Here is a 21,682-nt window from a genome sequence, read left to right as displayed (position 1 = left end):
TACGTTCATCGGAGCCACGCTCACCGACACCGGCAGGGGCACCTTCACCCTTACCGGACAACCTGTAACCGACGCTGAGACGCTGGGGCAGCTAGACCTAGCCGACAACGAAACCGCTATCGAAGTACCGATGTCACGGAGGACGTTTTACGGTGCAGTACCTTCGAAATGATTGGTCAACCTGGTTGGACTTCTTCCACGGTTGTAAGGCTCGAGCATTTCATTTGGAGGTCAGAGACGCTTATGCCGTTCCACAGGAAAACGAACGCTTCCGTCGATTCCTCAACGGCGAGCCTCCGACGGTTGACGACTACAAGAACGATTGGGTTGCCCTCGTTCAAGACGCAACCACGCGGGGTGTGGAAATTAGCCGCGTGCGAGTTGTAACCATCCCCCACTCGGATTACCAACGATGGCTATTGTCCGTCACTGACGGCAATGTGGAGGCGGGCGAAGATATTCGTTACGTACCGCGCCATCTCGCCGGGGAGGTGCCACCCGATGATTGGTGGCTCATCGATAATGATCGGGTGGTGTTCAACCTCGTTGACGAGCAGGGCGCACAGGCAGAAGGGGTCGCCGTCACTACTGACTCCCGAATAGTCGAATACTGCCAGAGTGTGAAACAACGGCTTTGGGATTTGGCTACGCCATACGTCGAATATGTCGATAGCGACTACGGCCGACAGTGACAGGTGTTGACGACGCGCGGGAAGCCCTCGGGGCGCGGCTCCGGGAGCTTCGCCGCAGATCGGGTATCACTGGCAGGAGTCTCGCCGCTCTGTCCGGCTGGCACCCCTCGAAAGTCTCGAAGATCGAATACGGTCGGATCAAGCCGTCTGACTCCGATATACGCGCCTATTGTGAGCATGCGAATGCAGCCGACCAACTCGAGGACCTGCTCGCGACCCTGCACAACATCGATACTGCTTATCTGGAGTGGCGCCGAATCCTCGCTACCGGGGTCAAGCGTCGGCAGCAGAAATCTGTGAAGCTCGAAGCGGAGGCGAATAGCCTCCGCGTCTACACCACTCAGGTAGTTCCTGGTCTCCTCCAGACCGCCGAATACGCTGAGTCCATCCTCAGGCGTCATGTCGAGTTCTATCGAGTGCCCGACGATGTGGAAGAAGGTGTTTCCAAGCGGATGGACCGGCAACGCATTCTCTATCAGCGTGAACACCGGTTTCACTTCCTGATCAGTGAGCAGTCGCTATTCACGACTGTTGGGAATGACAATGTGATGCGAGGGCAACTCGATAGGTTGGCGTCAATCATCGGAATGCCCCGGATCACTATCGGCATCATTCCGGCTATAGCCGAAGCGCTCATCGTTTCGAACAGCTTTGTCATGTTCGACAACCGCATGGTTATGGTTGAGAGCACAGCGGCAGAGCTGACAATCACTCAGCCGCGAGAAGTTGCGATCTATGGCCGGGCATTCGATGTGCTTGCCGGTCAATCGGTTACAGGTGAGGCAGCCCGGGAACTCATCCGGGCGGCGCTCGAAAGGCGCGCTGGATAGCCGTCTGGAATTCGCTCAGCGCAACCTCAGACATCGTGCAACCCCTCTCGTCCTGTCCGCCACCCCGGGAAGGTCCCGTGCGGCCTGACAGAACCATGTCCACCCGGCTGATACGACCTGCTCGGGCTAGACTCGGACGGACTGAGCGGACATCGTTCGCTCCCGTTCTACGAGGTTGGAGGTGGTTCCAATGGCAATGCCAGCTCCTCGGTCCGACCATTGGACGGCTGCGGACCTCGATCACATTCCCGATGACGGATTACGGTACGAGGTGCTGAATGGCCAGCTCGTCGTGAACGCTGCGCCCAAGCCACGGCATCAGTGGTTGATCAAATGGCTCATGCGCGCTCTCGATGACGCACTGCCGCCTGGATACGTCGTGCTCGAAGGTGTGGGCGTACTGATCGGCGACGACGAGCCCATTCCCGACCTGATGGTTGCAACCGGCCCAATCGACTGGGACGACCGGGGCATCCCAGTCGAACAGGTGAAACTTGTCGTCGAGGTTGTTTCCACATCGACTACGCTGCAGGATCGAATGGTCAAGCCCGTGCTCTACGCCGCGGCCGGAATCCCCAACTACTGGCGTGTCGAGATCAACCCGTTCAAAGGCCAACTTCTCGACGAAAAGTTGCCGGTCCTGTTCGCACACGCCCTTGGTGCAGACGACACCTACGAACGGACACACCGGGTAGCGGCCGGAGATGCCGTCACCTTGCGCAGTCCCTTCGAATTCACCGTTGATCCGGCGTCACTGATGCCCTGATCCAGACTTGTCGGGGGTGGGTACGAAGGCGAGGAGTTCGTCTACGGTCCATTGGTCGTCGGCGTGCGCACCGAGCTTGCTCGCGAGTACACATCCGTCTGGCGCGATGAGGAAGTCGGCAGGAAGGCCTAGGCGGCCGCCTTCGGGTTGTGCTGGGGGAGCTGGTCTTTCCTTGCGGAGGACGGCCAGTGTTGTGGTGGTGACGCCGCGGACGATAGCGGGCCAAGCGCGCGGGTCGAGGAGCGCGCGGGGTTTGGCTTCGACGCCGAATTCGCGGTAGAGGGTTCGGTTCGGGTCGGCGATCAGGTCGAACGGCAGGTCGCCTTCGTATGTTCGCAATTCCGCTGCGCTGGAATGGAATACGACGACCTCGCGGATATCGGCAGCGCGGATTTCGGTGTGCCGAACCGCGAACGAGCGTAGGTGCAGGTTGCAGATCGGGCATCCGGCGAAGCGGCGGAACTGCAAGTGGATCAGGCAATCCTCGTCCGGAACCCGAATTGTGCTGTCGGCGATGGTGACCAGTTCTCGGGCGGGCACCGTGGTCGGCAATGGCATGAAAACCCTCCTTCGTAGGAGTACGACGTACGCCTACGACAATTATGCGCGTACCTTGTACGCTGTCAACCCGTGCCCCGCCCTCGCTCGCTGACCAGCCCCGCCATCGCGGCCGCCGCCATAGCCGTACTCGACCGCGACGGTTTGTCCGGCCTCACCATGCGCGCGGTCGCCGAGGAGCTCCGCATAGCCACCATGGGCCTCTATCGCTACGTCGCCGACCGCGACGAACTCGAGATGCTGGTCGTCGACCACCTCCTCGCCGATATCGACCACACGCCACCGACCGCCCCGGACTGGCGCGACCGCGTCGCGGCCCTCCTGGACCGGATGCGCACAACGGTATCCAGCCACCCGGCAGCGGTCCCGCTGGTCGTGCGCCACCGCCAGTCCGCCCCCAACAGCCTGGACTGGATCGAAGCAATGCTGACCGTCCTCACCGATGCGGGGTTCACCGGTATCGGCCGAGTCCTCGCCCAACGCACCCTCATGGCGTTCCTGCTCGGTCACCTCCAGAACGAGCACTACGGCCCACTTTCCGGCCCGGGCACCGCCGCCATGACCCGACTGGCCCCCGCCGACTACCCGATACTCGTCGAAACCGCCACTGACGCCCGAAAGGTCGACGCCGACACCGAGTTCCGCCTCGGCCTCGAAATCGTCCTGCGCGGCCTAGTCCCCTAGCAGGGCTGAATCTGTCCCAGGTGATATTCGAGAGTTCCTCCGCGACCTGCGCTGAAAACCTCGACCTGTTCTGGCATGTCGCGGCCGGAGCGGGTTCACAATCAATGCGGCAGGACGGTGGCAATGCGGAGGTGAGTGCCATGAGTCACCGCGCACCCCGGCTATCAGCGGGTGGGCGGCGCGATCTGCCAATGTTGTTGCAGCGCACCGGCGATCTCGGGCAGCACCGTAATCGGCACGCGTTTGCGCCGCAACATCGCTCGAATCTCGTTGACCTGCTCGCGTTTACGCATGTCGTACGCACCGGCGACCGGCCGCCGCACCGGAGGGATGGACAGCAGCACCAGTTCGCCGTGCCGCTCCTCGCCGCCGATCAGATCCAGCGCCAGAGACCAGCGCGCCCGCTCGTCGAGCGCGAACCGTCCGGCCACCACCCGCTCCCAGTCGATACTGGATTCCCGCCACGGGGTGCGCTGGTAGATGGCCCCCTCGGTGAGCACGACGACATCGCGCCCGAACAGCGCGACCAGCATCGCGATGCCCGCCCCCGCACCGGCCAGCAGGCCGGTGAAGATCCGGTTGATCCCGAAGCCGGACACGACCGCACCACAGACCAGCACGGTGACCACGATCCCGAGCGTCCCGTACAGCATTGCCCGCCCGGTCGGCACCACACCCGCGCGCACCATCGTCATCTCGACCTCTCGCATATCGCACCCAAACCTAGTCGGTCGGTTGACCGGTCGCTTCCCGACGCGGGTGAGTTCTCCAATATCGGGCCCCAGCTCAGGACGACAGTGCGACCGCCGCCTCGCCGGTGTAGACGAGGAACTGCAAACTCTGCTGGAAGTAGAGCTGCACCGATTGCGCGTCGTGGGTCGAGTAGCCGATGGACAGGTCCTGGCCGAGTTGCAGATCGAAGTCGCCGCCGCGCGTGGTCAGTACGAACGCACCGTCGATGGCCGGAGCCCAGATGATTTCGCCCTCCGGGATGAGGCGTTCGATATGGGTGCGGATCGGGTGACCGTGATCGGAGGTTTCACTGACCGCCGTGTACAGGTCCGCGCTCAACAGCACCGAATACGGACCGTCGACACCCGCCAACCGCAACGCGCTCAGCGCCTGGGCGACGGACTCCGGCACCAGTCGCGGATCGCTGGGCAGCGTGATCGGGGAATTGGATGAACTCGCCCGAATACCGGTGATGTTCGCGGCCTGATAGCCCTCGAAAATGGCCCGGTCCTCGGCGAAGGCGATCTTGCGCGCGGCTTCCTTGACCGCATCCAGGTCGGTGTCCCGCGCGCCACGCTCGACATCGTCGAGTTCCTCGCGCGATAACGTGAACGGCACCCGCAACTCGATCAGCGGCGCGACCACGCGCTGGCGGGCCTGCACACCCTCCTCCGGCGCGGTGATGACGGTGGTGCGGCCGAGGCCGACCGCGGAGTAGTCGGTGCCGTGCGGTCCGGACAGATCGACCACCCGGCGACCGGCGATATGGCGCTTGAAGGTGCGCGTCGCCTCTCCTTCGATGGCTTTCCATGCCTCGGTGGTGATCGGCGCGAGTTCGCGATGGAGGTTGTTCATGGCTGCATGCTCCTTTTCAACGTGCCGATACCCAGAGAACCGTCACTGCCGACACCGTTCGGCGATAAAGATTCCGTGTGCGCTGTCGCCGCGACCTCGGGTGCGTCGGGGAGGTTGTCGAAGAAGTCGAGGGGCGGTGCGAAGAACAACGTGCCGGTCACCGCGATGGAGAAGTCCAGGATCCGGTCATAGGCCGCCTCCGCCGTCCCGATGAACATTCGGGACAGCATGGTTTCGGTGATGTTCGGCGTGGCCGCGTAGGCGACGTAATACGTGCCGAATTCGCCGTCCTTGACGCTGCCGAAGGGCATATTGGCGCGCAGGATCTTTCGCTCGGTACCGTCGTCGTCGGTGACGGTATTTACCGCGACATGTGAATTCGCGGGCTTATCCGCATCGGAGAGTTCGAAATCGTCGAGTTTGGTGCGCCCGATCACCCGTTCCTGCTCGGCGACCGACAGCGCCCGCCACTGCGCCATGGTGTGCAGATACTTCTGCACGATGACGTAACTGCCGCCCGCGAAGTCGGGATCCTCGTCGCCGACGATGGCCGCGTCGATGGCCGTGGCGCCCTCCGGATTCTCCGTGCCGTCCACGAAGCCGAGCAGATCGCGCTGCTCGAAATACCGAAATCCGACGGTCTGATCGACGATGGTGACCGCGCCTCGCAGCCGGTCACCGATTGTCATCGCCAATTCGAAGCAGGCGTCTTGGAATTCGGATTTGATGTGGAAGAGCAGATCTCCCGGCGTGGTCGGCGCGCTGTGGTGTTTGCCGACGAATTCCGGTAGCACATGCAGTTCGGCCGGTCGTGGGCCCGCGAAGAGACGATCCCACGCGCCCGACCCGATCGATGCGACGCAGGTGAGCCCGGCACCGGGCAGCCGAAAGCCGACCGAACGACGTAACCCGGGAAGATCGGCGAGCAGCTCGCGCACCGCCGCCTCGCCACCCTCGTCGATCGTGGCGACGAGGAAGATCGCGGCCGGTGTGAGCGGTTCGAGGATCGGCTGCGGCTCACCCATGCGCTCCACCCTAAAGGGCGGCGCCGACAAATCGGCCACGCCGTGCGGTTCGTCGGCTTCTACTTGGCGACTGTCAGCAGGAATGCGACATCGTCGACGGCCTTGACACTGTGCCGCGCTTTGGGCACGACCAGCAGGTCTCCGGCCGAGCCCTTCCATTCGTTGGTGCCGCTGATCAAGTTCAGAGTGCCGCTGAGCACCAGCAGCGTGGCCTCGCCCGTATTATCGTGCTCGGCCAGGCTCTGGCCCGCCGACAGCCCGACCACGGTCTGCCGGAGCGCATTGGCATGACCGCCGTAGATGGTTTGCGAACTGCGCCCGCTCGTGGCGGTGGCGGCCAACTTGAGCTGTTGGCGCGCGACCGCAGTCAGCGACTTCTTGTCCATGGACCCGCCTTTCGCAGAAGCAATCAGCCGGATCAGGGCTGGTGACACGGGCTGATATTCAGGAGTATGCCCGAATAGCGGGTGACGTGTGTCCGATTTGGCCGCCACACCGGTATGTTGCCGGTCGGTAATCGGAGGGCGCTCGTGCGGTCGGCGAATGCGTAATGCGCAGAGTTTGCCGATGCTCGGTTTACTTACGGGTGTAGTGACAAATCCGGAAGCGCAGCCCGGACTTCGACGCGTGCCACGGCTCGGTATCGTCGGCCTGCCATTCGGGGCCGATGGCGGGTGCGTAGGCGTCACCGTCGACGGCGGTGTCCACCTCGGTAACCAACAGGTCGGTCGCGAAATCCATTGCGGCTCGGTAGATTTCGCCGCCGCCAATGATCCAGACATCCTGCGGCGTGGTCATGGCCATGGCTTCGGCCAGCGATGCGGCGCGTTCGGCCCCCGCCTCCGACCAGCCGGGCCGGCGGGTCACCACGATATTGCGGCGGCCGTCGAGCGGGCGGAATCGGGTCGGCAGGGAATCCCAGGTGCGCCGGCCCATGATGACCGGATGGCCCATCGTGACGGCCTTGAAATTCGCCATATCCTCGGGTAAGCGCCAGGGGATGGTGTTCTCGAAACCGATCACTCCGGCCGGCGTCTGCGCCCAGATCAGACCGATCGTGCGGTCACGCCCCTCCGTCGCTCGACCACCACCCCGCACCGAATCGCCCCGCGATGCCGCGCTCATACCGCAACCGGTGCCTTGATCGCCGGATGGTGTTGGTAGCCGACCACTTCCACATCGTCGTAGGTGTAATCGAACAGTGTCGGCGCGGGCCGCAGGTTCAATATCGGGAACGGGTAAGGCTGTCTGGTCAGCTGCTCGGTGACTTGCTCGATATGGCTGTCGTAGATATGGCAATCGCCGCCGGTCCAAATGAAATCACCGGGTGCCAGCTCGGTCTGCTGGGCGACCATATGCGTGAGCAGGGCATAGCTGGCGATATTGAACGGCACGCCGAGGAACAGATCCGCGCTGCGCTGATAGAGCTGACACGACAACTTGCCGTCGGCCACATAGAACTGGAAGAACGCGTGGCACGGTGCCAACGCCATCTTGTCGAGCTCGGCCACATTCCAGGCCGAGACGATGATGCGCCGGGAATCCGGATTGGTGCGCAGAGTGTGCAGTACGTCCGCGATCTGGTCGATATGGGTGCCGTTCGGCGTGGGCCAGGACCGCCACTGTACGCCGTAGACCGGGCCTAGTTCGCCGTGGCGATCCGCCCATTCGTCCCAGATGGTGACGCCGTGCTCATGCAGCCACGCCACATTGGAATCGCCGCGCAGGAACCACAGCAATTCATAGACGATCGACTTCAGATGCACTTTTTTGGTGGTGATCAGCGGAAAGCCCGCGGCGAGGTCGTAACGCAGCTGATGGCCGAAGATACTGCGGGTGCCGGTGCCGGTGCGATCCCCCTTGGCGGTACCGGATTCCAGGACCATTCGCAGCAGGTCCTCATACTGGGTATCAGCGTTATCGGCCACGTCTGGCGAGCTTACCCAAGTCCGGTTTGGCAAGCTCGAGCCATGCGCAAGCTCTACGTGATCGGCATCGGTGCCGGTGATCCGGACCAGGTGACGGTGCAGGCGATCAAGGCCATGCGGCAGGTCGAGGTGTTTTTCGTGATCGGCAAGGGGACCGAGAAACAGGAGCTGGTCGACGTACGTACGTCGATCCTCGCCGAACACCTCGAGCACCCGTACCGCATCGTGGAAATCGCCGATCCGCCACGCGACCGGGATCCCACCGACTACCGGGGCGTAGTCGAGGACTGGCACGATCGCCGTTCGGCGCTGTTGGCGGATGCGTTCGCGCGGGTCGACGGTGTCGGCGCCATTCTCGTCTGGGGTGATCCGTCGCTCTATGACAGCACGTTGCGCATGGTCGAGCGGGTACTCGATCGCGGTACGCAGAGCTTCGAGTACGAGGTGATTCCGGGTGTCACCAGCGTGGGGGCCTTGGCCGCTCGGCATCGGATGGTGCTGCATCGCATCGGCGAGCCGGTGCACATCACCACCGGCCGTCGACTGCGCGAGGATGGGCTCAGCGGTTCGACCGTCGTGATGCTCGATGGTGACTGTTCGTTCACCGAGGTGCCCGGTGATGACGTGCATATCTGGTGGGGGGCGTATCTGGGCATGCCCGACGAGATATTGATCGAGGGGCCGCTGCGTGCGGTCGAGCAGGAGATCGTCGAGCAGCGCACTCGGTTGCGGGCCGAAAAGGGCTGGATCTTCGACGTTTACCTGCTGCGTCCGGGCTCCTGACGGGAGACGGCCTTCACGGTGGCAAGGACGGGTGCGGTCGCCAAGCTGTGGATGGCCTCGAATGCGCCCAAGCGGTGCGTGAGGTAGTGGTGCAGCTCCTCGGGATCGGAGCACATGGCTTGGGCGACAAGGTTTGTCGGGCCGGTGGTGGCGGCGACGAAAGCCAGTTCGTCGTGCTCGGCCAGCGCGGTCGCGACGTGGTCCAGGTGCGACGGTGCCACCGACATCCACAGCAGCGCCTGGGCGGTCGCGCCGAAGCGGGTGTCATCGACTGATCTTGATTCACCCGCGCGGCCGTGAACTGCGCCGATGTCGGTGGGGCCGGGTAGCCTGAGGATCGTGCCCGAGCTACCGGAAGTGGAGGCGTTGGCGCAGTTCCTGCGGGAGCACGCGGTCGGCGCCGTGGTGGGGCGTGTCGATGTGGCGGCCCTGAGCGCGGTCAAGACGTTCGATCCACCGGTTACGGCGCTGTCCGGACGCGATGTGACCGGGGCGGGCCGGTGGGGAAAGTTTCTCGGGATGGCGTGCGACGGACTCTGGTTGATCACTCATCTGTCGCGCGGCGGTTGGTTGCGGTGGATAGATGAGCCGAGCCAGACACCACCCAAACCGGGCGGTAAGAGTCCGCTCGCACTGCGGGTGCACTTGTTCACCCCCGAAGGTATGACGCCCGCATTCGACCTGACCGAGGCGGGCACCAAGAAACGGCTCGCGGTGTACATCGTCGACGATCCGAAACTCGTGCCCGGTATCGCGCGTCTCGGCCCCGACGCACTGGAGGTGTCCGAGGAGCAATTCGGCGAGATCCTGCACGGCGCATCACAACGCATCAAGACCGCGATCGTCGACCAGTCCCTGCTCGCCGGAATCGGTAATGCCTACTCCGATGAGATCCTGCACACCGCCGAGATCTCGCCCTTCGCCAATACCAAAGCCATGTCGGCGGAAACCATTTCGGTGCTGTACGAGGCCATGCGCTCGGTGCTCACCGACGCCGTACAGCGCTCGGTGGGGCAGAATGCCGCCCGCCTCAAGGGCGAAAAGCGTTCCGGCATGCGGGTACACGCCCGCACCGGCCAGCCGTGCCCGGTATGCGGCGATACCGTCCGCGAGGTCTCCTACGCCGAGCGCTCGTTCCAGTACTGCCCGACCTGTCAGACCGGCGGGAAGGTACTCGCTGACCGCCGCATGTCGCGCCTGCTGAAGTAGGTCGGCACCCGGATTCCTTGCCAGGCAAGCCGTTCGGCCTTGTCCGGATCGTTCTCCAGCCGGGTGATCTAGTCGATGATCAGCGTCCTGCGCCGGTCCTCGGCATGGGCGGGCCAGCAACCTACGCGCGGCGGGCCGCCAACAGACGCAGCCAGAGCTCGCTGACCGTTGGATAGGCCGGCACCGCGTGCCACAGCGCCGCCAGCGGCACCTTGCCGACCACAGCAACGGTCGCCGCGTGGATAAGTTCGCCGACCTCGGGTCCGACGAAAGTGGCGCCGAGCAGTGTGTCGGTCACGGAATCGATGACGATCTTCGCCCGCCCCGCGTAATCGTCGCGTGCCAGCGCCGATCCGGCGACCGCGATATCGAGCTCTACGGTTTCCACCGCATGGCCCGCTTTACGCGCCGCCGCCTCGGTGCGCCCGACGGACGCGACTTCCGGCGCGGTGAATATCACCTGCGGCACCTGTCCGTTGTCGGCGGTCGCCGCATATCGCGCATCCGCCAGCGCGCGGCCCTCGGCCCGCGCGGCGATGACATCACCACACACCCTGGCCTGGTATTTGCCCATATGTGTCAGCGCGGCACGATGATTCACATCGCCGACCGCATACAACCAGTCGCCGTCGATGCCGCGCGCTGTCAACCGGTCGTCCACCTCGACATAGCCGTCCGCGAGTCCCACCGAGTCCAACCCGAGCTCCGCCGTCGCCGGTCCGCGCCCGGCGGCGACCACGATTTCGTCGGCCTCGATCTGGCTGTCGCCGGTCTCGACGGTCACCACACCGCCGTGAATCCAGCCCTCGCCGGAATCCTTCACCTCGGCGCGCACCACCCGAGTGGGTTGGGTGCCGAATCGAATCCGCACACCGGCGTCGGACAGCGCCGCGGCCACGCGTTCCCCCGCGAACGGTTCGGCGTTGCCCAGCAAGGCATCGCCGCGGACGAGCATGGTGATCTCACCAGCGCCCAGCGCGGCGAGCCAGGTGGCCGCCTCGCACGCGACCACACCGCCGCCGATGATCACCACCCGGCGCGGCACCTCGTGCAGATTGGTCACATCCCGGGAAATCCACGGCAGCGCATCGCGCAATCCGGGCACATCGGGCACTGTGGCCTTGGTGCCGGTGGCCAGTACTACCGCGTGCCGGGCGCGCAGCTGTCGGCCGTCGACCTCGACGAGTCGCTCGCCCGCGAGCCGCCCCGTCCCGCGGACCACCGCGATGCGATTGTCGTTGGCCCAGTCGACCTGCGAGCTGTCGTCGTGCTTATGCGTGAAGGCGTCGCGCCGCCGCAACACCGCGTCGACATCGAGACCGCTCGCGGTGATACCGGCCATGGCCTTGGCGCCGGACAGCACGTGGGCGGGGCGCAGCAGCGCCTTGCTCGGCATACACGCCCAATACGAACATTCACCGCCGACCAGTTCCCGCTCGACGATTACCGCCGTACGCTCGCTGTTCTTGATGGCGTAGTCGGCGGCGTTCTCGCCGGCCGGACCACCGCCGATCACGATGACGTCATATTCGGCGGCGGAATCGGAAGTCACTGCAGATAACCCTCGACCTGGCGGATGGGGTTCTCCTGCGCGTCATCGGGCGTGGCACCGGCATCGATGCGCGCCCGGCGCTGGCGCAGCAGATCCCAGGCCTGATCGAGCATTACCTCTAGTTCGGCGAGCTGCTGCCGCTCGGCCACCGGATCGACCGCACCGGCGGTCGCCCTGGACCGCAATTCATGTTCGCGATCGACCAAATTCTTGATACGCGCCAGGATGTCCTGTTCGTTCATGGGACCATGCTACGACCGCGCCGCCGATCCGAACGGTCAGTGCGATTCGGAATCGGCAGCAGGCACATCGATACCTTGCTGCGGCGTCGCCACCACGCTGTCCAGGATTTCGTACAGTGCCGCGATCGAATGGTCGATGCCGAGCATCTAGTTGTCGAGGCCGGCGCCGATGCGGCGCAGCAGGTGGCGGCGACGAGCTGCGGACGCAGATCGGATTCGGATGGGCCGGCACCGTTGACCGCGAAGCTGGTCGCCGACCTGCCGGCCAATGACGTCCGGCCCGAGGTGCACGTCTACCCCGGCTTGGAGCACAGTGCGATCGTCGCGGATTCGTTACCGGACAGCGTGCCCTTCGTCGCGCCACTACTCGGCTGAAATCGGCGCTCAGGGCTGCGAAAGGCATTCTCCGGCAATCGGAATGGCGGTGGTCAGGTCGGCCCAGCTCAGTGCGGTGTAGCCGAGTGCGATACCGAAGGTGTGCGGACCGGTTGCCGCGGCGAGTGGATGCTGTTGTGCCGCAAGGTGGTGGCGGGACAGGCCCTCGAGCTCCACACCGCGCACGCGGCCTGTTGCTATGGCACGCTGTTCGGCTTCGGCCGAAGCCAGGGGCACCACCACGTGGGAACCGGCGTCGTCGCCGAGTACTTCGAGTCCACGGCGGCGTAGCTCGTCCACGACCAGGGCGCGGCGCGGCGGCACCGCGCGGCGTAGTCGGCGCAGGTGTCGGGCGAGATCGCCCTGCTGGGCGAATGCGGCGAGTACTCGCTGGCCGGCGGGGCTCGGGCTGGTACCGGTTCGTTCCCGGTGCGCGATAACGGCTTCGGTGATATCCGGTGCAGCGACGAGCCACCCGATGCCCAAGGTCGGCGAGAGGATCTTGCTCGTGGTGCCGAGATGGACGACGACGTCGGGGGCCATCGCTGCCAGCAGCGGCAGGGGGGCGGTGTCGTAGCGCAATTCGCCGTCGTAGTCGTCCTCGACGATGAACAGGCCCGCCCGCCTGGCGAATTCGACGAGTTGAACGCGGCGCGCCGCCTGCATGCGGGTGCCGAGTGGAAATTGGTGTGCCGGAGTGCAATACACGGCCTTGATGCCGATGGGTAGTCGGTCGACGCGCAGTCCGTCGGCGTCGATCGGCACCGGCAGTACCCGGACACCGGCCGCGACGAATGCACCCGCGGCACGCTGATATCCGGGATCTTCCATGGCAATGGCGTCACCGGGGTGCAGCAGGGCGGCCGCGAGTTCGCCTACGGCCGAACTGGTTCCGGCCGTCGCGAGCACCACGGACTTGCTGCCCGCGCCGAGGCCGCGGTGGCGCAGCAGGTGTTCGGCGACCGCCGCGCGGTATTCCGGTTCGCCGCCGCGATCCTTGCGGATGATGGGGGAGTCGTCGGCGGCCGCGCGCCAGGCGCGTCGCCAGGCCGCCGGGTCGATCGCCTCGATGCACGGTGCGCCGGGGCCGAGATCGAGCAGGTACGGTTCATGCTCGGCGGTGCCGCTCGCGCTCGGTCGGGCGGGCGGTTCGGCGGGGGCCGTCGTCAAGTAGGTGCCCGAACCGCGCCGGCCCGCGATCCAGCCCTCGGCGTGCAGTTGGTCGTAGGCCGCGGCGACCACCGTGCGGCTCACGCCGAGACGGTGGGCGAGTTCGCGCGACGACGGGAGCCGATCATCGGCACGCAGGAGCCCATTGCTCGCCGCGGCCCGCAGTCCTTGCGCGACCTGAACCGATAATGGCTGGTCGGCTTCGCGGTCGAGGACGATCGGAAGTTCTTCCAGCATCGCGCACCTCCCGAATTGGACTGTTCGAATTTCCATGAATTGGATATCTCAGAATGCCACTTCTGCCGTCACGCTAAAAGTATGACAAACACGACCAGCGCTCGGCCGCCGCTTTCGCCGACCCCACGGACCACCCTGACCCGTGCCAAGGATCGCGGCCGTATCGACCGGGCCGAACTGGACGCGGTCCTCGACGCCGGTCTGGTCTGTCACCTCGGCGTGCTGCTCGGCGACAGCCCGGTGGTACTTCCGACCGTCTACGGCCGCGATGGCGACACGCTGTACCTGCACGGCTCGACCGGCGCCGGAAATCTGCGGGCGGCGCTGACCGGCGATATCTCCATCGCCGTCACGCTGGTCGACGGCATCGTCTACGCCCGCTCGGCCATGCACTTCTCCGCCAACTTCCGCTCGGCCGTAGTGCGCGGCCGTGCCGTCGAACTCACCGACTCCGCGGAACGCATGCACGCGCTGCGCGTCATCGTCGAACACTCCGCCCCGGGCGCGTGGGATCGCGTGCGGCAGCCGAACAAAAAGGAGATGGCCGCCACCATGGTCCTCGCCCTCGACCTGACCGAGGCATCGGTGAAAATCCGATCCGGCGGCCCCAGGGACGACGCCGCCGATATCGAAACCGGCGGCGTCTGGGCCGGCGTGCTGCCCTTGCGTCAGGTCTGGGATGCCCCGATCTCCTCGGACGATCTGGAGCCGGGCATCGAGGTACCCCTCGACGTACTCACTCGCACCGACCGCGCCGCGCTCCCCACACCCTGATCCACGCCCGACGTGCTATGGACAAGCGGTCACCACAGGGTGATCGGTAGGCCGAGCGCGGTCGCGGTTTCGTGGACCAGCGCGCGGAGTGTTTCGGCGGTGTCGACGCGTTCGGGGTCGAGGCTGACGACAGCGATGGTGTAGGTGTCCGCGATGCGGCAGAGATAGCCGGACAGTCGGGTGCGCGGAAGACGATTCGCGGTGAGTCCGGGGTGGATCGCGCGGGCGGCGACACCGGTGCAGCGGTGTGGGCCGAGGGTGCGCAGGGAGTCGGGGAGCGTTCCGATATTGGAGCACAGGATGTCTCGCTCACCGGCGCCCTTGGACAGGGCGTAGGCCCAGCGGTCGGGCAGCACCTGCAGCAGTTCCTCCGGTATCCCGCAGGGGCTGGACATACGCCGCTCGTAGGCGATTCGGGCCTTCTCACGGATGGTGGCGGGCGTATCGGTGCGCTCGATGGTGATCTCGGTCATCGCGAGATCATTGTCGACGCGCGGCTCGTCTCGGGTGTCGACCGGAAGGCTGGCATGGATCGTCGCACCGGGAAATCCACTGGCCCACAAAATCTTCGCGATCAACGCAATGAAGAGAATGTTGGCCGTACCGTCCTGCTCCGCAGCCACCGCGTCCCAGTCGGCTGCTGGGCATTGCAGTACCACGCCGCGAGTCATCTGCCCGCGGGCCGATCCCGCATATGCGCGGTCCGGTATCGCGCGCGCAGGGCGTTGCGGGATGCCTCGGCGCAGCGCGCGGACCGTGCCGCCCACCACGACCGACCACTGCCGCCAGGCATCGGACCACTCCGAGGTCGACCTCCGGGCCAGTGTGGTATCAACGCGCGCGTCGGCCCGGTCTGCTTCCCCTGCGGTGGATGTCAAGCTTGTGCCGCCGAGCGCGTCATCGACCGCGAGCACCAGGGCTCTACCGTCGGCAAGCACATGCGAGCAGGTCAGCGACACAATCGATCCGCCATCAGCCAACGCGGCGCTCGACAGTCGCCAACCTGGGCCGTATTCGGGATCGAGGCTCGCGCCCTGCTCATCGGCCCACTCGAGCAGCTCCCCGGTGGCGATGGTGCCCTCGGTGAACGCGAGCGGATACGCCCGAGTATTCGCCCACCAACCACGCCGCGCGCCCGGGACCCGCGGTCGAATCACTCTGCGGCCCAATGGTCCAACTCGCAGCGCCGCGTGCACCCGCCGCAGTAACTCCGGATCGACGCGATCGGCGGTGCGCCACAAACCCTGCAGCGCTATCGGGGTGCCGAGCCCGCGATGCGTGCGCAGGAAGATCTCGTCCACGACGCTCAACCGTTGGGCAGGCCCCATCGTCAGGGGTGCCCGCCGTGACGGCCCGCACCGGCGGCGAACCGTTGCGCGCCGTCCAGGGCGCCGTCGGTTAGTGCCCTCAGACCGTGCCGGTACTCATTGCGCAGCGCCGTCTGCTCGTCCATACCGTCCTGCTCCAACAGCGACATGCGGTCCGAGCGCAGGCAGGTCTGCGGTAGCGCCGCCAATTCGGCGGCGAGTTGTTCTGCGGCACTGCGGGATTCGCCATTCGGCACCACTCGATCGACCAGCCCGATCCGCAGCGCCTCCGTCGCGGCGACGGCACGACCGGTGAGCACCATATCCATTGCGCGCCCGGTGCCGATAATGCGCGGCAACCGAATCGTGCCGCCATCGATCAGCGGCACGCCCCAGCGACGGCAGAATACGCCGAAGGTGCTGTCCTGCTCGGCAACTCGCATGTCGCACCACAGGGCCAGCTCCAGTCCGCCCGCGACCGCGTATCCGGAGATCGCGGCGATCACCGGTTTGGACAGCCGCATTCGAGTCGGTCCCATCGGGCCGTCCCCGTCCTCGGTGACCCGATTGGAGCGTTCGGTGCCCAGCGCCTTCAGGTCCGCGCCCGCGCAGAAGGTGCCGCCGTCACCCCACAGCACGGCGACCGACGCATCCGGATCGGTATCGAATTCGCGGAATGCCTCGACCAGGGCCGCGGCGGTCGGACCGTCGACGGCATTTCGTGCCTCGGGACGGTGCAGGATCACGGTGGTCACGAGCCCGTTGCGTTCGATTCGCACAGTCACGAACACGACCATACGCCGTCGGAAGTACCCTTGTGTGAAGAAATGAATTTATGGTTCACTTCTTGTATGGCATACCGCAGAACCCCTGCTGTGCAGGCCCGCCTCGATGCCCAGGCGGGCTTGATCGTGCAGGCCGCGACCAAGGTGCTGTCTCGTGCGGGCTATGCCGGACTGTCCATGGCGGCCGTCGCCACCGAGGCGGGCGTGGCGACCGGAACCGTCTACAAGAACTTCACCGGCAAGGCCGATCTGGTGAGCGCGGTATTCCGGAAAGTGGTCGCGCACGAGGTGGCCGCGGTGGTCACCGCGAGCGCCGCCGGAACGGCCGTCGAGCGGGTGAGCGCGGCGGTGGAAACCTTCGCGGGCCGGGCACTGAAGAATCCGAAGCTGGCCTACGTCCTGCTCGTCGAACCCGTCGATACCGCGGTCGATGCCGAACGTCTGCGTTTCCGCCGCGCCTTCGCCGACGCCTTCGAATCCGCGGTCGCGGACGGGGTCTCGCGTGGCCAATTGCCCGCGCAGGATGCCAAGACCAGCGCCGCCGCCCTCGTCGGCGCGATCGGCGAGGTCCTGGTCGGTCCGCTGGCCGACGCACCGCACAGCGAATCCGTTGTGCCCGAGCTCATCAGTTTCGCGTTACGCGCACTGGGTGTGCGTGATGAATCCGACTCAGGAGTGTCCGATGTCGACGCATGAAGTCTTCAACCAGGTTCCGAATATCGTGCCCTTCGATGTCGCGCAGAACCCGGCCCTGCTCGAGGGACTGCACCGCGAAGGCGCGGGCTGGGCCGAAGCGGAAGTACGTGAACTCGGCGCGCGCGCAGGCGGATTCGAAGCGCAGGAGTGGGGTCGCCTGGCCAACGAATACCCGCCCGTCTTGCACACCCACGACCGCTACGGCAATCGCATCGACGAGGTCGAATTCCATCCGTACTGGCACGAGCTGATGAAAGTCGCTGTCGCGCATGGACTGCACGGCTCACCCTGGCTCGACGACCGGCCGGGCGCCCACGCTGCTCGCGCGGCCAAGTTCTACACCTGGGGCGTCGCCGACGCCGGGCATATGTGCCCGATCTCGATGACTTACGCCATCGTGCCCGCACTGCGCCACAATCGGGAACTCGCCGCCGAGTACGAACCGCTACTCGGTTCTCGCACTTACGATTTCGGACTGCGCGCGCCGTCGACCAAGGCCGGTCTCATCGCGGGCATGTCGATGACCGAGAAGCAGGGCGGCTCCGACGTCCGCGCTAACACCACCACCGCCACACCGCAACCCGATGGCAGCTACCGCATCGTCGGTCACAAATGGTTCACCTCGGCCCCCATGTCGGATATGTTCCTCACTCTGGCCCAGGCGCCGGGTGGCCTGTCTTGCTTCCTGCTGCCGCGCGTACTCCCGGACGACACCCGCAATCCCATTCGGATCCAACGCCTCAAGGACAAACTCGGCAACAAGTCGAACGCCTCCTCGGAGATCGAATACGAGAACGCCACCGGCTGGCTGGTCGGCGCGGAAGGGGCCGGCGTCAAGACCATTATCGAAATGGTCAATATGACCCGCTTGGACTGCGTGATCGGCTCCGCCACCGGCATGCGCGTCGGCGCCGTATACGCCGCGCATCACGCGCGGCACCGAGAAGTGTTCGGGGCCAAGCTGATCGACCACCCCGCGATGCGCAATGTACTGGCCGATCTGGTGATCGAATCCGACGCCGCGACTACGGTCATGATGCGTCTGGCCGGTGCGACCGACCGCGCGGGCACCGATTCCGGCGAGGCCGCGCTGCGCCGAATCGCATTGGCGGTCACCAAGTATTGGGTGTGCAAGCGCGCCCCCGCGCATGCGGCCGAGGCCCTGGAATGCTTCGGCGGCAATGGCTATGCCGAGGAATCCGGTATGCCCCGGCTCTATCGCGAGGCCCCGCTCATGTCCATCTGGGAGGGCTCCGGCAATGTCGCGGCGCTGGATGCCTTGCGCGCCATGGGCCGTCAGCCCGAAACCGTGGCGGCCTTCTTCGACGAAGTCTCGCTCGCCGCGGGCGCCGACCCCCGGCTCGACGATGCCATCACCCGCCTCGGCAAGGAACTGTCCGACCTCGACGAAATCGAGTACCGCGCCCGCCGCGTCGTCGAACTCATGGCGCTGGTCCTGCAGGGTGCGCAACTGGTCCGCCACGGCCACCCCGCCGTGGCCGACGCCTTTTGCGCCACCCGCCTGGGTGCGGACTGGGGCATTGCCTTCGGCACCCTGCCGACCGGAGTGAACACCACCGACATCATCGCCCGCGCCCTCACTTGACCGAGTAGCCTCGGCCGCGCGCGGGCCTCTGATGGCGCACCACCGACGACACCTCGGCCACCCGAGCTCCGTTGAGGGTCTTGTTCGACTCGGTGAGCGTCTTCGACAGCGCGGCGTCGGTCGGATACGGATAAACCGGTGGCGCGGGCGTCCCGCCGTGGTGCAGAGCGTCGTTGAACACCACCCTGGCACAGCCGAACGCACGTGCCAGGGCGGCAACCTGGTCGGGTGTCGGGTACCGTCGGCGGTTGTACCCCAACTGCGTACAGCCGCGATAGGCTGACTTGCCCAGCCACACTCGCAAATTCGCATCGCGGGCACGCAGGCTGAGTATGGTGATTTCGATGACACGGACTTCCGTCGAAATGCCGTTGCGCTCGTTGGCCGAGCACCTGCGGATCCGGGCGGCAGGTTGCGCCCGACGGTACGTGCTAGGCATCGCGGGTCCGCCGGGTGCGGGTAAGTCCACGCTGTCCACGGCCATTCGCGACGATCTGAACAACCGAGCCGGTGCTCGGATCGCCGAGATCGCCCCGATGGACGGCTTCCATCTATCCAATGCCGAACTGCGCGCGACGCACGATCTGGCACACAAGGGCGAACCGCACACCTTCGACGTCGCGACCTTCGTGACCACTCTGCGCTGTCTGCGCGATACACCGCTGGGCGAGCCGGTGCCGTGGCCGACCTTCGACCGCGATATCGAGGAACCGACCACGGCCGGTGTCGTTTTCGATCGGCAGGAGATCGCCATCGCCGAGGGCAACTACCTGCTGCTGTCCGACGGTGGCTGGTCCGGCGTGCGGGAATTCCTCGACGAGGTCTGGTACCTGGACGTGGCCCGCGAGGTGATCGAACAACGCCTGCTGCGCCGCCACATCCGCGGCGGCCGTAGCCCGGAGGCCGCGAAAATCAAGGTGTACGACAGCGATCTACCCAATGCGGATCTGATCGCCGATACCAGGCACCGAGCCGATCTCGTCCTGCGCCAGCGTGGCGGCCGCTACTACGCCACCGAGGAATGCTGATCGCCGTGTCGCCGCATCACCGGCGAAATCGGTCCGGAGATCACCGCCGACTGTGTCGTCACCCTGATCACGGCAGCGCAAGCGCTGGGCTGAGGCTCAGCGGTTGTTGCGATACCAGCCGATCAGGGCGTCGGTGGACGAGTCCCCTTGCGGTTTCGGCTCTTCCGGGGACCTCAGCAGGGGAGCCAGCGCGAGCGCCTGCTGTTTGCCGAGTTCCACGCCCCACTGGTCGAAACTGTCGATGCCCCAGATGGTCCCCTCGACGAATACCTGATGCTCGTAGAGCGCGATCAACTGGCCGACCACCGACGGCGTCAGCTGCGGGGCCAGAATGGTCGTACTCGGCCGATTGCCGGGCATCACCTTGTGCGGCACCACCTTCGGATCGGTGCCCTCGGCCGCGATCTCCTCGGCGGTCTTGCCGAAGGCGAGCACCTTGGTCTGCGCGAACAGATTGCTCATCAAGATGTCGTGCATGCTGCCGGTGCCGTCGCGGGTGGGCAGATCGTCGGTGGGACGGGCGAATCCGATGAAATCGGCTGGAATCAGCCGGGTGCCCTGGTGTAGTAGCTGGTAGAAGGCGTGCTGGCCGTTGGTTCCGGGTTCGCCCCAGAAGATTTCGCCGGTCGAGGTGGTCACCGGGGTGCCGTCGGCGCGCACCGATTTGCCGTTGGACTCCATGGTCAGTTGCTGCAGATAGGCCGGGAAGCGCGCCAGATCGTTCGAATAGGGCAGCACCGCACGCGATTCCGCGCCGAAGAAATTCGAATACCAGATGCCGAGCAGACCGAGCAGTACCGGTCCGTTCTCGGCCAGTGGCGCGGTCGCGAAATGCCGGTCGACGGCATGCATTCCGGCCAGGAATTCGGCGAAGCGCTCCTTGCCGATGGTCGCCATCACCGAAAGGCCGATAGCCGAATCCACCGAATAGCGGCCGCCGACCCAATCCCAGAAGCCGAACATATTCGCGGTATCGATCCCGAATTCGGCGACCCGCTCGGCGTTCGTCGAGACGGCCACGAAATGTTTGGCGACAGCGTCCGCGCCGAGCGCGGCGACCAGCCAGCGTCGGGCGGCGGTGGCATTGGTCAGCGTTTCCAGCGTCGAAAACGTCTTGGAGGCAACGATGAACAGCGTGGTGGCCGGGTCGAGTCCGTCGAGTTTCGCGAGCAGATCGGCCGGGTCGACATTAGACACGAACCGTGCGCCGATCCCGGCGTCGGCATAGTGCCGCAGCGCGCGATGCACCATATCCGGGCCGAGATCCGAACCGCCGATACCGATATTCACCACCGTCTTGATGCGTTCGCCGGTCGCGCCGCGCCACCTACCCGAGCGCACAGCGTCGGTGAATTCGCCCATCCGCCGCAGTACCTCGCGCACCTCGGCGCCCGCGTCGGCGCCGTCCACGATGAGCGACTCGCCCTCGGGCAGCCGCAGCGCGATATGTTCGACGGCCCGGTCCTCCGAAGTGTTGATGTGATCGCCGCGCAACATCGCGTCGCGGTGCTCGGCGACCCCGGCCTCGAGCGCCAATTCGATCAGCAGATGCAGGGTTTCCCGGTTGACGCGGTGCTTGCTGTAGTCGATGTGCAGGTCGCCGACTCCGACGATCAGCTCGCGGCCGCGGTCGGGATCCTCGGCGAAGAATTCACGCAGGTGTCGTCCGGCGACGGCACTGTGGTGCTCGTGCAGTTTCCGCCAGGCCGCCGATGCGGTGATGTCGCTGCTCACGTCCGCGAGGTTACAAGCACTCGATCGGGCGCGCAGGCAAGGACCGCATACTTTCGCCGATGTCGTCCTGACGGCTACCCCGTGGCGATCACTTGCGTGTCGCCCGGACCCGGG

General features: G+C 65.6%; 26 protein-coding genes. 11 read left to right on the top strand and 15 right to left on the bottom strand.

Annotated elements, in window-relative coordinates:
* Positions 1-152: 152 nt before the first annotated feature.
* From ACW2Q0_RS26295 to ACW2Q0_RS26285, 3 genes are all read left to right on the top strand, one after another.
* Entirely contained in the window at positions 153-692 is a 540-nt protein-coding gene (locus tag ACW2Q0_RS26295) for a DUF6879 family protein (protein WP_457193584.1), read from the top strand.
* Positions 689-1,522, top strand: coding sequence for a helix-turn-helix domain-containing protein (locus tag ACW2Q0_RS26290; RefSeq protein ID WP_457193583.1), 834 nt, complete (start codon positions 689-691; stop codon positions 1,520-1,522). The genes ACW2Q0_RS26295 and ACW2Q0_RS26290 overlap by 4 nt, the downstream gene beginning before the upstream one ends.
* Positions 1,523-1,712: 190 nt before the next feature.
* Complete coding sequence (locus tag ACW2Q0_RS26285; RefSeq protein ID WP_457193582.1) at positions 1,713-2,288, top strand: Uma2 family endonuclease; 576 nt, start codon at positions 1,713-1,715, stop codon at positions 2,286-2,288.
* Here the strand turns inward: ACW2Q0_RS26285 and ACW2Q0_RS26280 are convergent.
* Positions 2,274-2,846, bottom strand: a complete 573-nt coding sequence (locus ACW2Q0_RS26280) for a peroxiredoxin-like family protein (RefSeq protein WP_457193581.1) — start codon at positions 2,844-2,846, stop codon at positions 2,274-2,276. The genes ACW2Q0_RS26285 and ACW2Q0_RS26280 overlap by 15 nt on opposite strands.
* A 72-nt stretch (positions 2,847-2,918) precedes the next feature.
* On the opposite strand from ACW2Q0_RS26280, the gene ACW2Q0_RS26275 reads away from it, so the two are divergent.
* Positions 2,919-3,530, top strand: a complete 612-nt coding sequence (locus ACW2Q0_RS26275; protein WP_457193580.1) for a TetR/AcrR family transcriptional regulator — start codon at positions 2,919-2,921, stop codon at positions 3,528-3,530.
* A gap of 164 nt (positions 3,531-3,694) precedes the next feature.
* Here the strand turns inward: ACW2Q0_RS26275 and ACW2Q0_RS26270 are convergent, their stop codons facing one another.
* From ACW2Q0_RS26270 to ACW2Q0_RS26245, 6 genes are all read right to left on the bottom strand, one after another.
* Positions 3,695-4,240 (bottom strand): hypothetical protein, encoded by a 546-nt coding sequence (locus tag ACW2Q0_RS26270; RefSeq protein WP_457193579.1) that lies wholly within the window; start codon positions 4,238-4,240, stop codon positions 3,695-3,697.
* 76 nt (positions 4,241-4,316) lie between these two features.
* Positions 4,317-5,117, bottom strand: coding sequence for a family 1 encapsulin nanocompartment shell protein (locus tag ACW2Q0_RS26265; protein ID WP_457193578.1), 801 nt, complete (start codon positions 5,115-5,117; stop codon positions 4,317-4,319).
* On the bottom strand, positions 5,114-6,142 hold the full coding sequence (locus ACW2Q0_RS26260) for a Dyp-type peroxidase (RefSeq protein WP_457193577.1): 1,029 nt from the start codon (positions 6,140-6,142) through the stop codon (positions 5,114-5,116). Before ACW2Q0_RS26260 ends, ACW2Q0_RS26265 begins: the two co-directional genes overlap by 4 nt.
* A 59-nt stretch (positions 6,143-6,201) precedes the next feature.
* Positions 6,202-6,528, bottom strand: a complete 327-nt coding sequence (locus ACW2Q0_RS26255; RefSeq protein ID WP_457193576.1) for a cupin domain-containing protein — start codon at positions 6,526-6,528, stop codon at positions 6,202-6,204.
* Positions 6,529-6,718: 190 nt separating this feature from the next.
* Complete coding sequence (locus ACW2Q0_RS26250; RefSeq protein WP_457193575.1) at positions 6,719-7,267, bottom strand: dihydrofolate reductase; 549 nt, start codon at positions 7,265-7,267, stop codon at positions 6,719-6,721.
* Complete coding sequence (locus ACW2Q0_RS26245; RefSeq protein ID WP_457193589.1) at positions 7,264-8,028, bottom strand: thymidylate synthase; 765 nt, start codon at positions 8,026-8,028, stop codon at positions 7,264-7,266. Before ACW2Q0_RS26245 ends, ACW2Q0_RS26250 begins: the two co-directional genes overlap by 4 nt.
* Before the next feature lie 84 nt (positions 8,029-8,112).
* Between ACW2Q0_RS26245 and cobF the strand changes: the two genes are divergently transcribed.
* Positions 8,113-8,853, top strand: coding sequence for a precorrin-6A synthase (deacetylating) (gene cobF / locus ACW2Q0_RS26240; protein ID WP_457193574.1), 741 nt, complete (start codon positions 8,113-8,115; stop codon positions 8,851-8,853).
* Here cobF and ACW2Q0_RS26235 read toward each other — a convergent pair.
* Entirely contained in the window at positions 8,829-9,074 is a 246-nt protein-coding gene (locus ACW2Q0_RS26235) for an Lrp/AsnC ligand binding domain-containing protein (protein WP_457193573.1), read from the bottom strand. The two genes, cobF and ACW2Q0_RS26235, sit on opposite strands and share 25 nt — an antisense overlap.
* Positions 9,075-9,192: 118 nt before the next feature.
* Here ACW2Q0_RS26235 and ACW2Q0_RS26230 point away from each other — a divergent pair, with 118 nt between their 5' ends.
* Entirely contained in the window at positions 9,193-10,062 is an 870-nt protein-coding gene (locus ACW2Q0_RS26230) for an Fpg/Nei family DNA glycosylase (protein WP_457193572.1), read from the top strand.
* Positions 10,063-10,183: 121 nt separating this feature from the next.
* Here the strand turns inward: ACW2Q0_RS26230 and ACW2Q0_RS26225 are convergent, their stop codons facing one another.
* Together ACW2Q0_RS26225 and ACW2Q0_RS26220 are read right to left on the bottom strand one after the other, a co-directional pair.
* Positions 10,184-11,614 (bottom strand): dihydrolipoyl dehydrogenase family protein, encoded by a 1,431-nt coding sequence (locus ACW2Q0_RS26225; protein WP_457193571.1) that lies wholly within the window; start codon positions 11,612-11,614, stop codon positions 10,184-10,186.
* Positions 11,611-11,856, bottom strand: coding sequence for a DUF2630 family protein (locus ACW2Q0_RS26220; RefSeq protein WP_457193570.1), 246 nt, complete (start codon positions 11,854-11,856; stop codon positions 11,611-11,613). The genes ACW2Q0_RS26225 and ACW2Q0_RS26220 overlap by 4 nt, the downstream gene beginning before the upstream one ends.
* A gap of 39 nt (positions 11,857-11,895) precedes the next feature.
* Between ACW2Q0_RS26220 and ACW2Q0_RS26215 the strand changes: the two genes are divergently transcribed.
* Positions 11,896-12,231, top strand: coding sequence for a hypothetical protein (locus tag ACW2Q0_RS26215; RefSeq protein ID WP_457193569.1), 336 nt, complete (start codon positions 11,896-11,898; stop codon positions 12,229-12,231).
* A 9-nt stretch (positions 12,232-12,240) separates the two neighbouring features.
* Here ACW2Q0_RS26215 and pdxR read toward each other — a convergent pair whose 3' ends face one another.
* Complete coding sequence (gene pdxR / locus ACW2Q0_RS26210; RefSeq protein ID WP_457193568.1) at positions 12,241-13,638, bottom strand: MocR-like pyridoxine biosynthesis transcription factor PdxR; 1,398 nt, start codon at positions 13,636-13,638, stop codon at positions 12,241-12,243.
* Between the two features lie 81 nt (positions 13,639-13,719).
* On the opposite strand from pdxR, the gene ACW2Q0_RS26205 reads away from it, so the two are divergent.
* Positions 13,720-14,412 (top strand): pyridoxamine 5'-phosphate oxidase family protein, encoded by a 693-nt coding sequence (locus ACW2Q0_RS26205; RefSeq protein WP_457193567.1) that lies wholly within the window; start codon positions 13,720-13,722, stop codon positions 14,410-14,412.
* A 29-nt stretch (positions 14,413-14,441) separates the two neighbouring features.
* Here the strand turns inward: ACW2Q0_RS26205 and ACW2Q0_RS26200 are convergent, their stop codons facing one another.
* The gene (locus ACW2Q0_RS26200; protein ID WP_457193566.1) at positions 14,442-15,713 is read right to left on the bottom strand and encodes a hypothetical protein; all 1,272 of its coding nucleotides are present in this window, start codon (positions 15,711-15,713) and stop codon (positions 14,442-14,444) included.
* Positions 15,714-15,742: 29 nt separating this feature from the next.
* Positions 15,743-16,504 carry a crotonase/enoyl-CoA hydratase family protein gene (locus tag ACW2Q0_RS26195; RefSeq protein ID WP_457193565.1) on the bottom strand — a complete coding sequence of 254 codons (762 nt, stop codon included), beginning with the start codon at positions 16,502-16,504 and terminating at the stop codon, positions 15,743-15,745.
* 66 nt (positions 16,505-16,570) lie between these two features.
* Here ACW2Q0_RS26195 and ACW2Q0_RS26190 point away from each other — a divergent pair, with 66 nt between their 5' ends.
* Together ACW2Q0_RS26190 and ACW2Q0_RS26185 are read left to right on the top strand one after the other, a co-directional pair.
* Complete coding sequence (locus tag ACW2Q0_RS26190) at positions 16,571-17,200, top strand: TetR/AcrR family transcriptional regulator (protein WP_457193564.1); 630 nt, start codon at positions 16,571-16,573, stop codon at positions 17,198-17,200.
* Positions 17,187-18,806, top strand: coding sequence for an acyl-CoA dehydrogenase family protein (locus tag ACW2Q0_RS26185; RefSeq protein WP_457193563.1), 1,620 nt, complete (start codon positions 17,187-17,189; stop codon positions 18,804-18,806). The genes ACW2Q0_RS26190 and ACW2Q0_RS26185 overlap by 14 nt, the downstream gene beginning before the upstream one ends.
* On the opposite strand, the gene ACW2Q0_RS26180 is transcribed toward ACW2Q0_RS26185, so the two are convergent.
* Positions 18,799-19,104: a helix-turn-helix domain-containing protein gene (locus ACW2Q0_RS26180; protein WP_457193562.1), complete on the bottom strand. Its 306-nt coding sequence runs from the start codon at positions 19,102-19,104 to the stop codon at positions 18,799-18,801. The genes ACW2Q0_RS26185 and ACW2Q0_RS26180 overlap by 8 nt on opposite strands.
* Positions 19,105-19,150: 46 nt before the next feature.
* On the opposite strand from ACW2Q0_RS26180, the gene ACW2Q0_RS26175 reads away from it, so the two are divergent.
* The gene (locus ACW2Q0_RS26175) at positions 19,151-19,834 is read left to right on the top strand and encodes a nucleoside/nucleotide kinase family protein (RefSeq protein WP_457193561.1); all 684 of its coding nucleotides are present in this window, start codon (positions 19,151-19,153) and stop codon (positions 19,832-19,834) included.
* Positions 19,835-19,930: 96 nt separating this feature from the next.
* Here the strand turns inward: ACW2Q0_RS26175 and pgi are convergent, their stop codons facing one another.
* Entirely contained in the window at positions 19,931-21,568 is a 1,638-nt protein-coding gene (gene pgi, locus ACW2Q0_RS26170) for a glucose-6-phosphate isomerase (protein ID WP_457193560.1), read from the bottom strand.
* Positions 21,569-21,682: the final 114 nt, after the last annotated feature.

Source organism: Nocardia citri (genome assembly GCF_054065835.1).
Note: the sequence above shows the minus strand (reverse complement) of the source record. Positions and strands in the feature narration are given on the sequence as shown.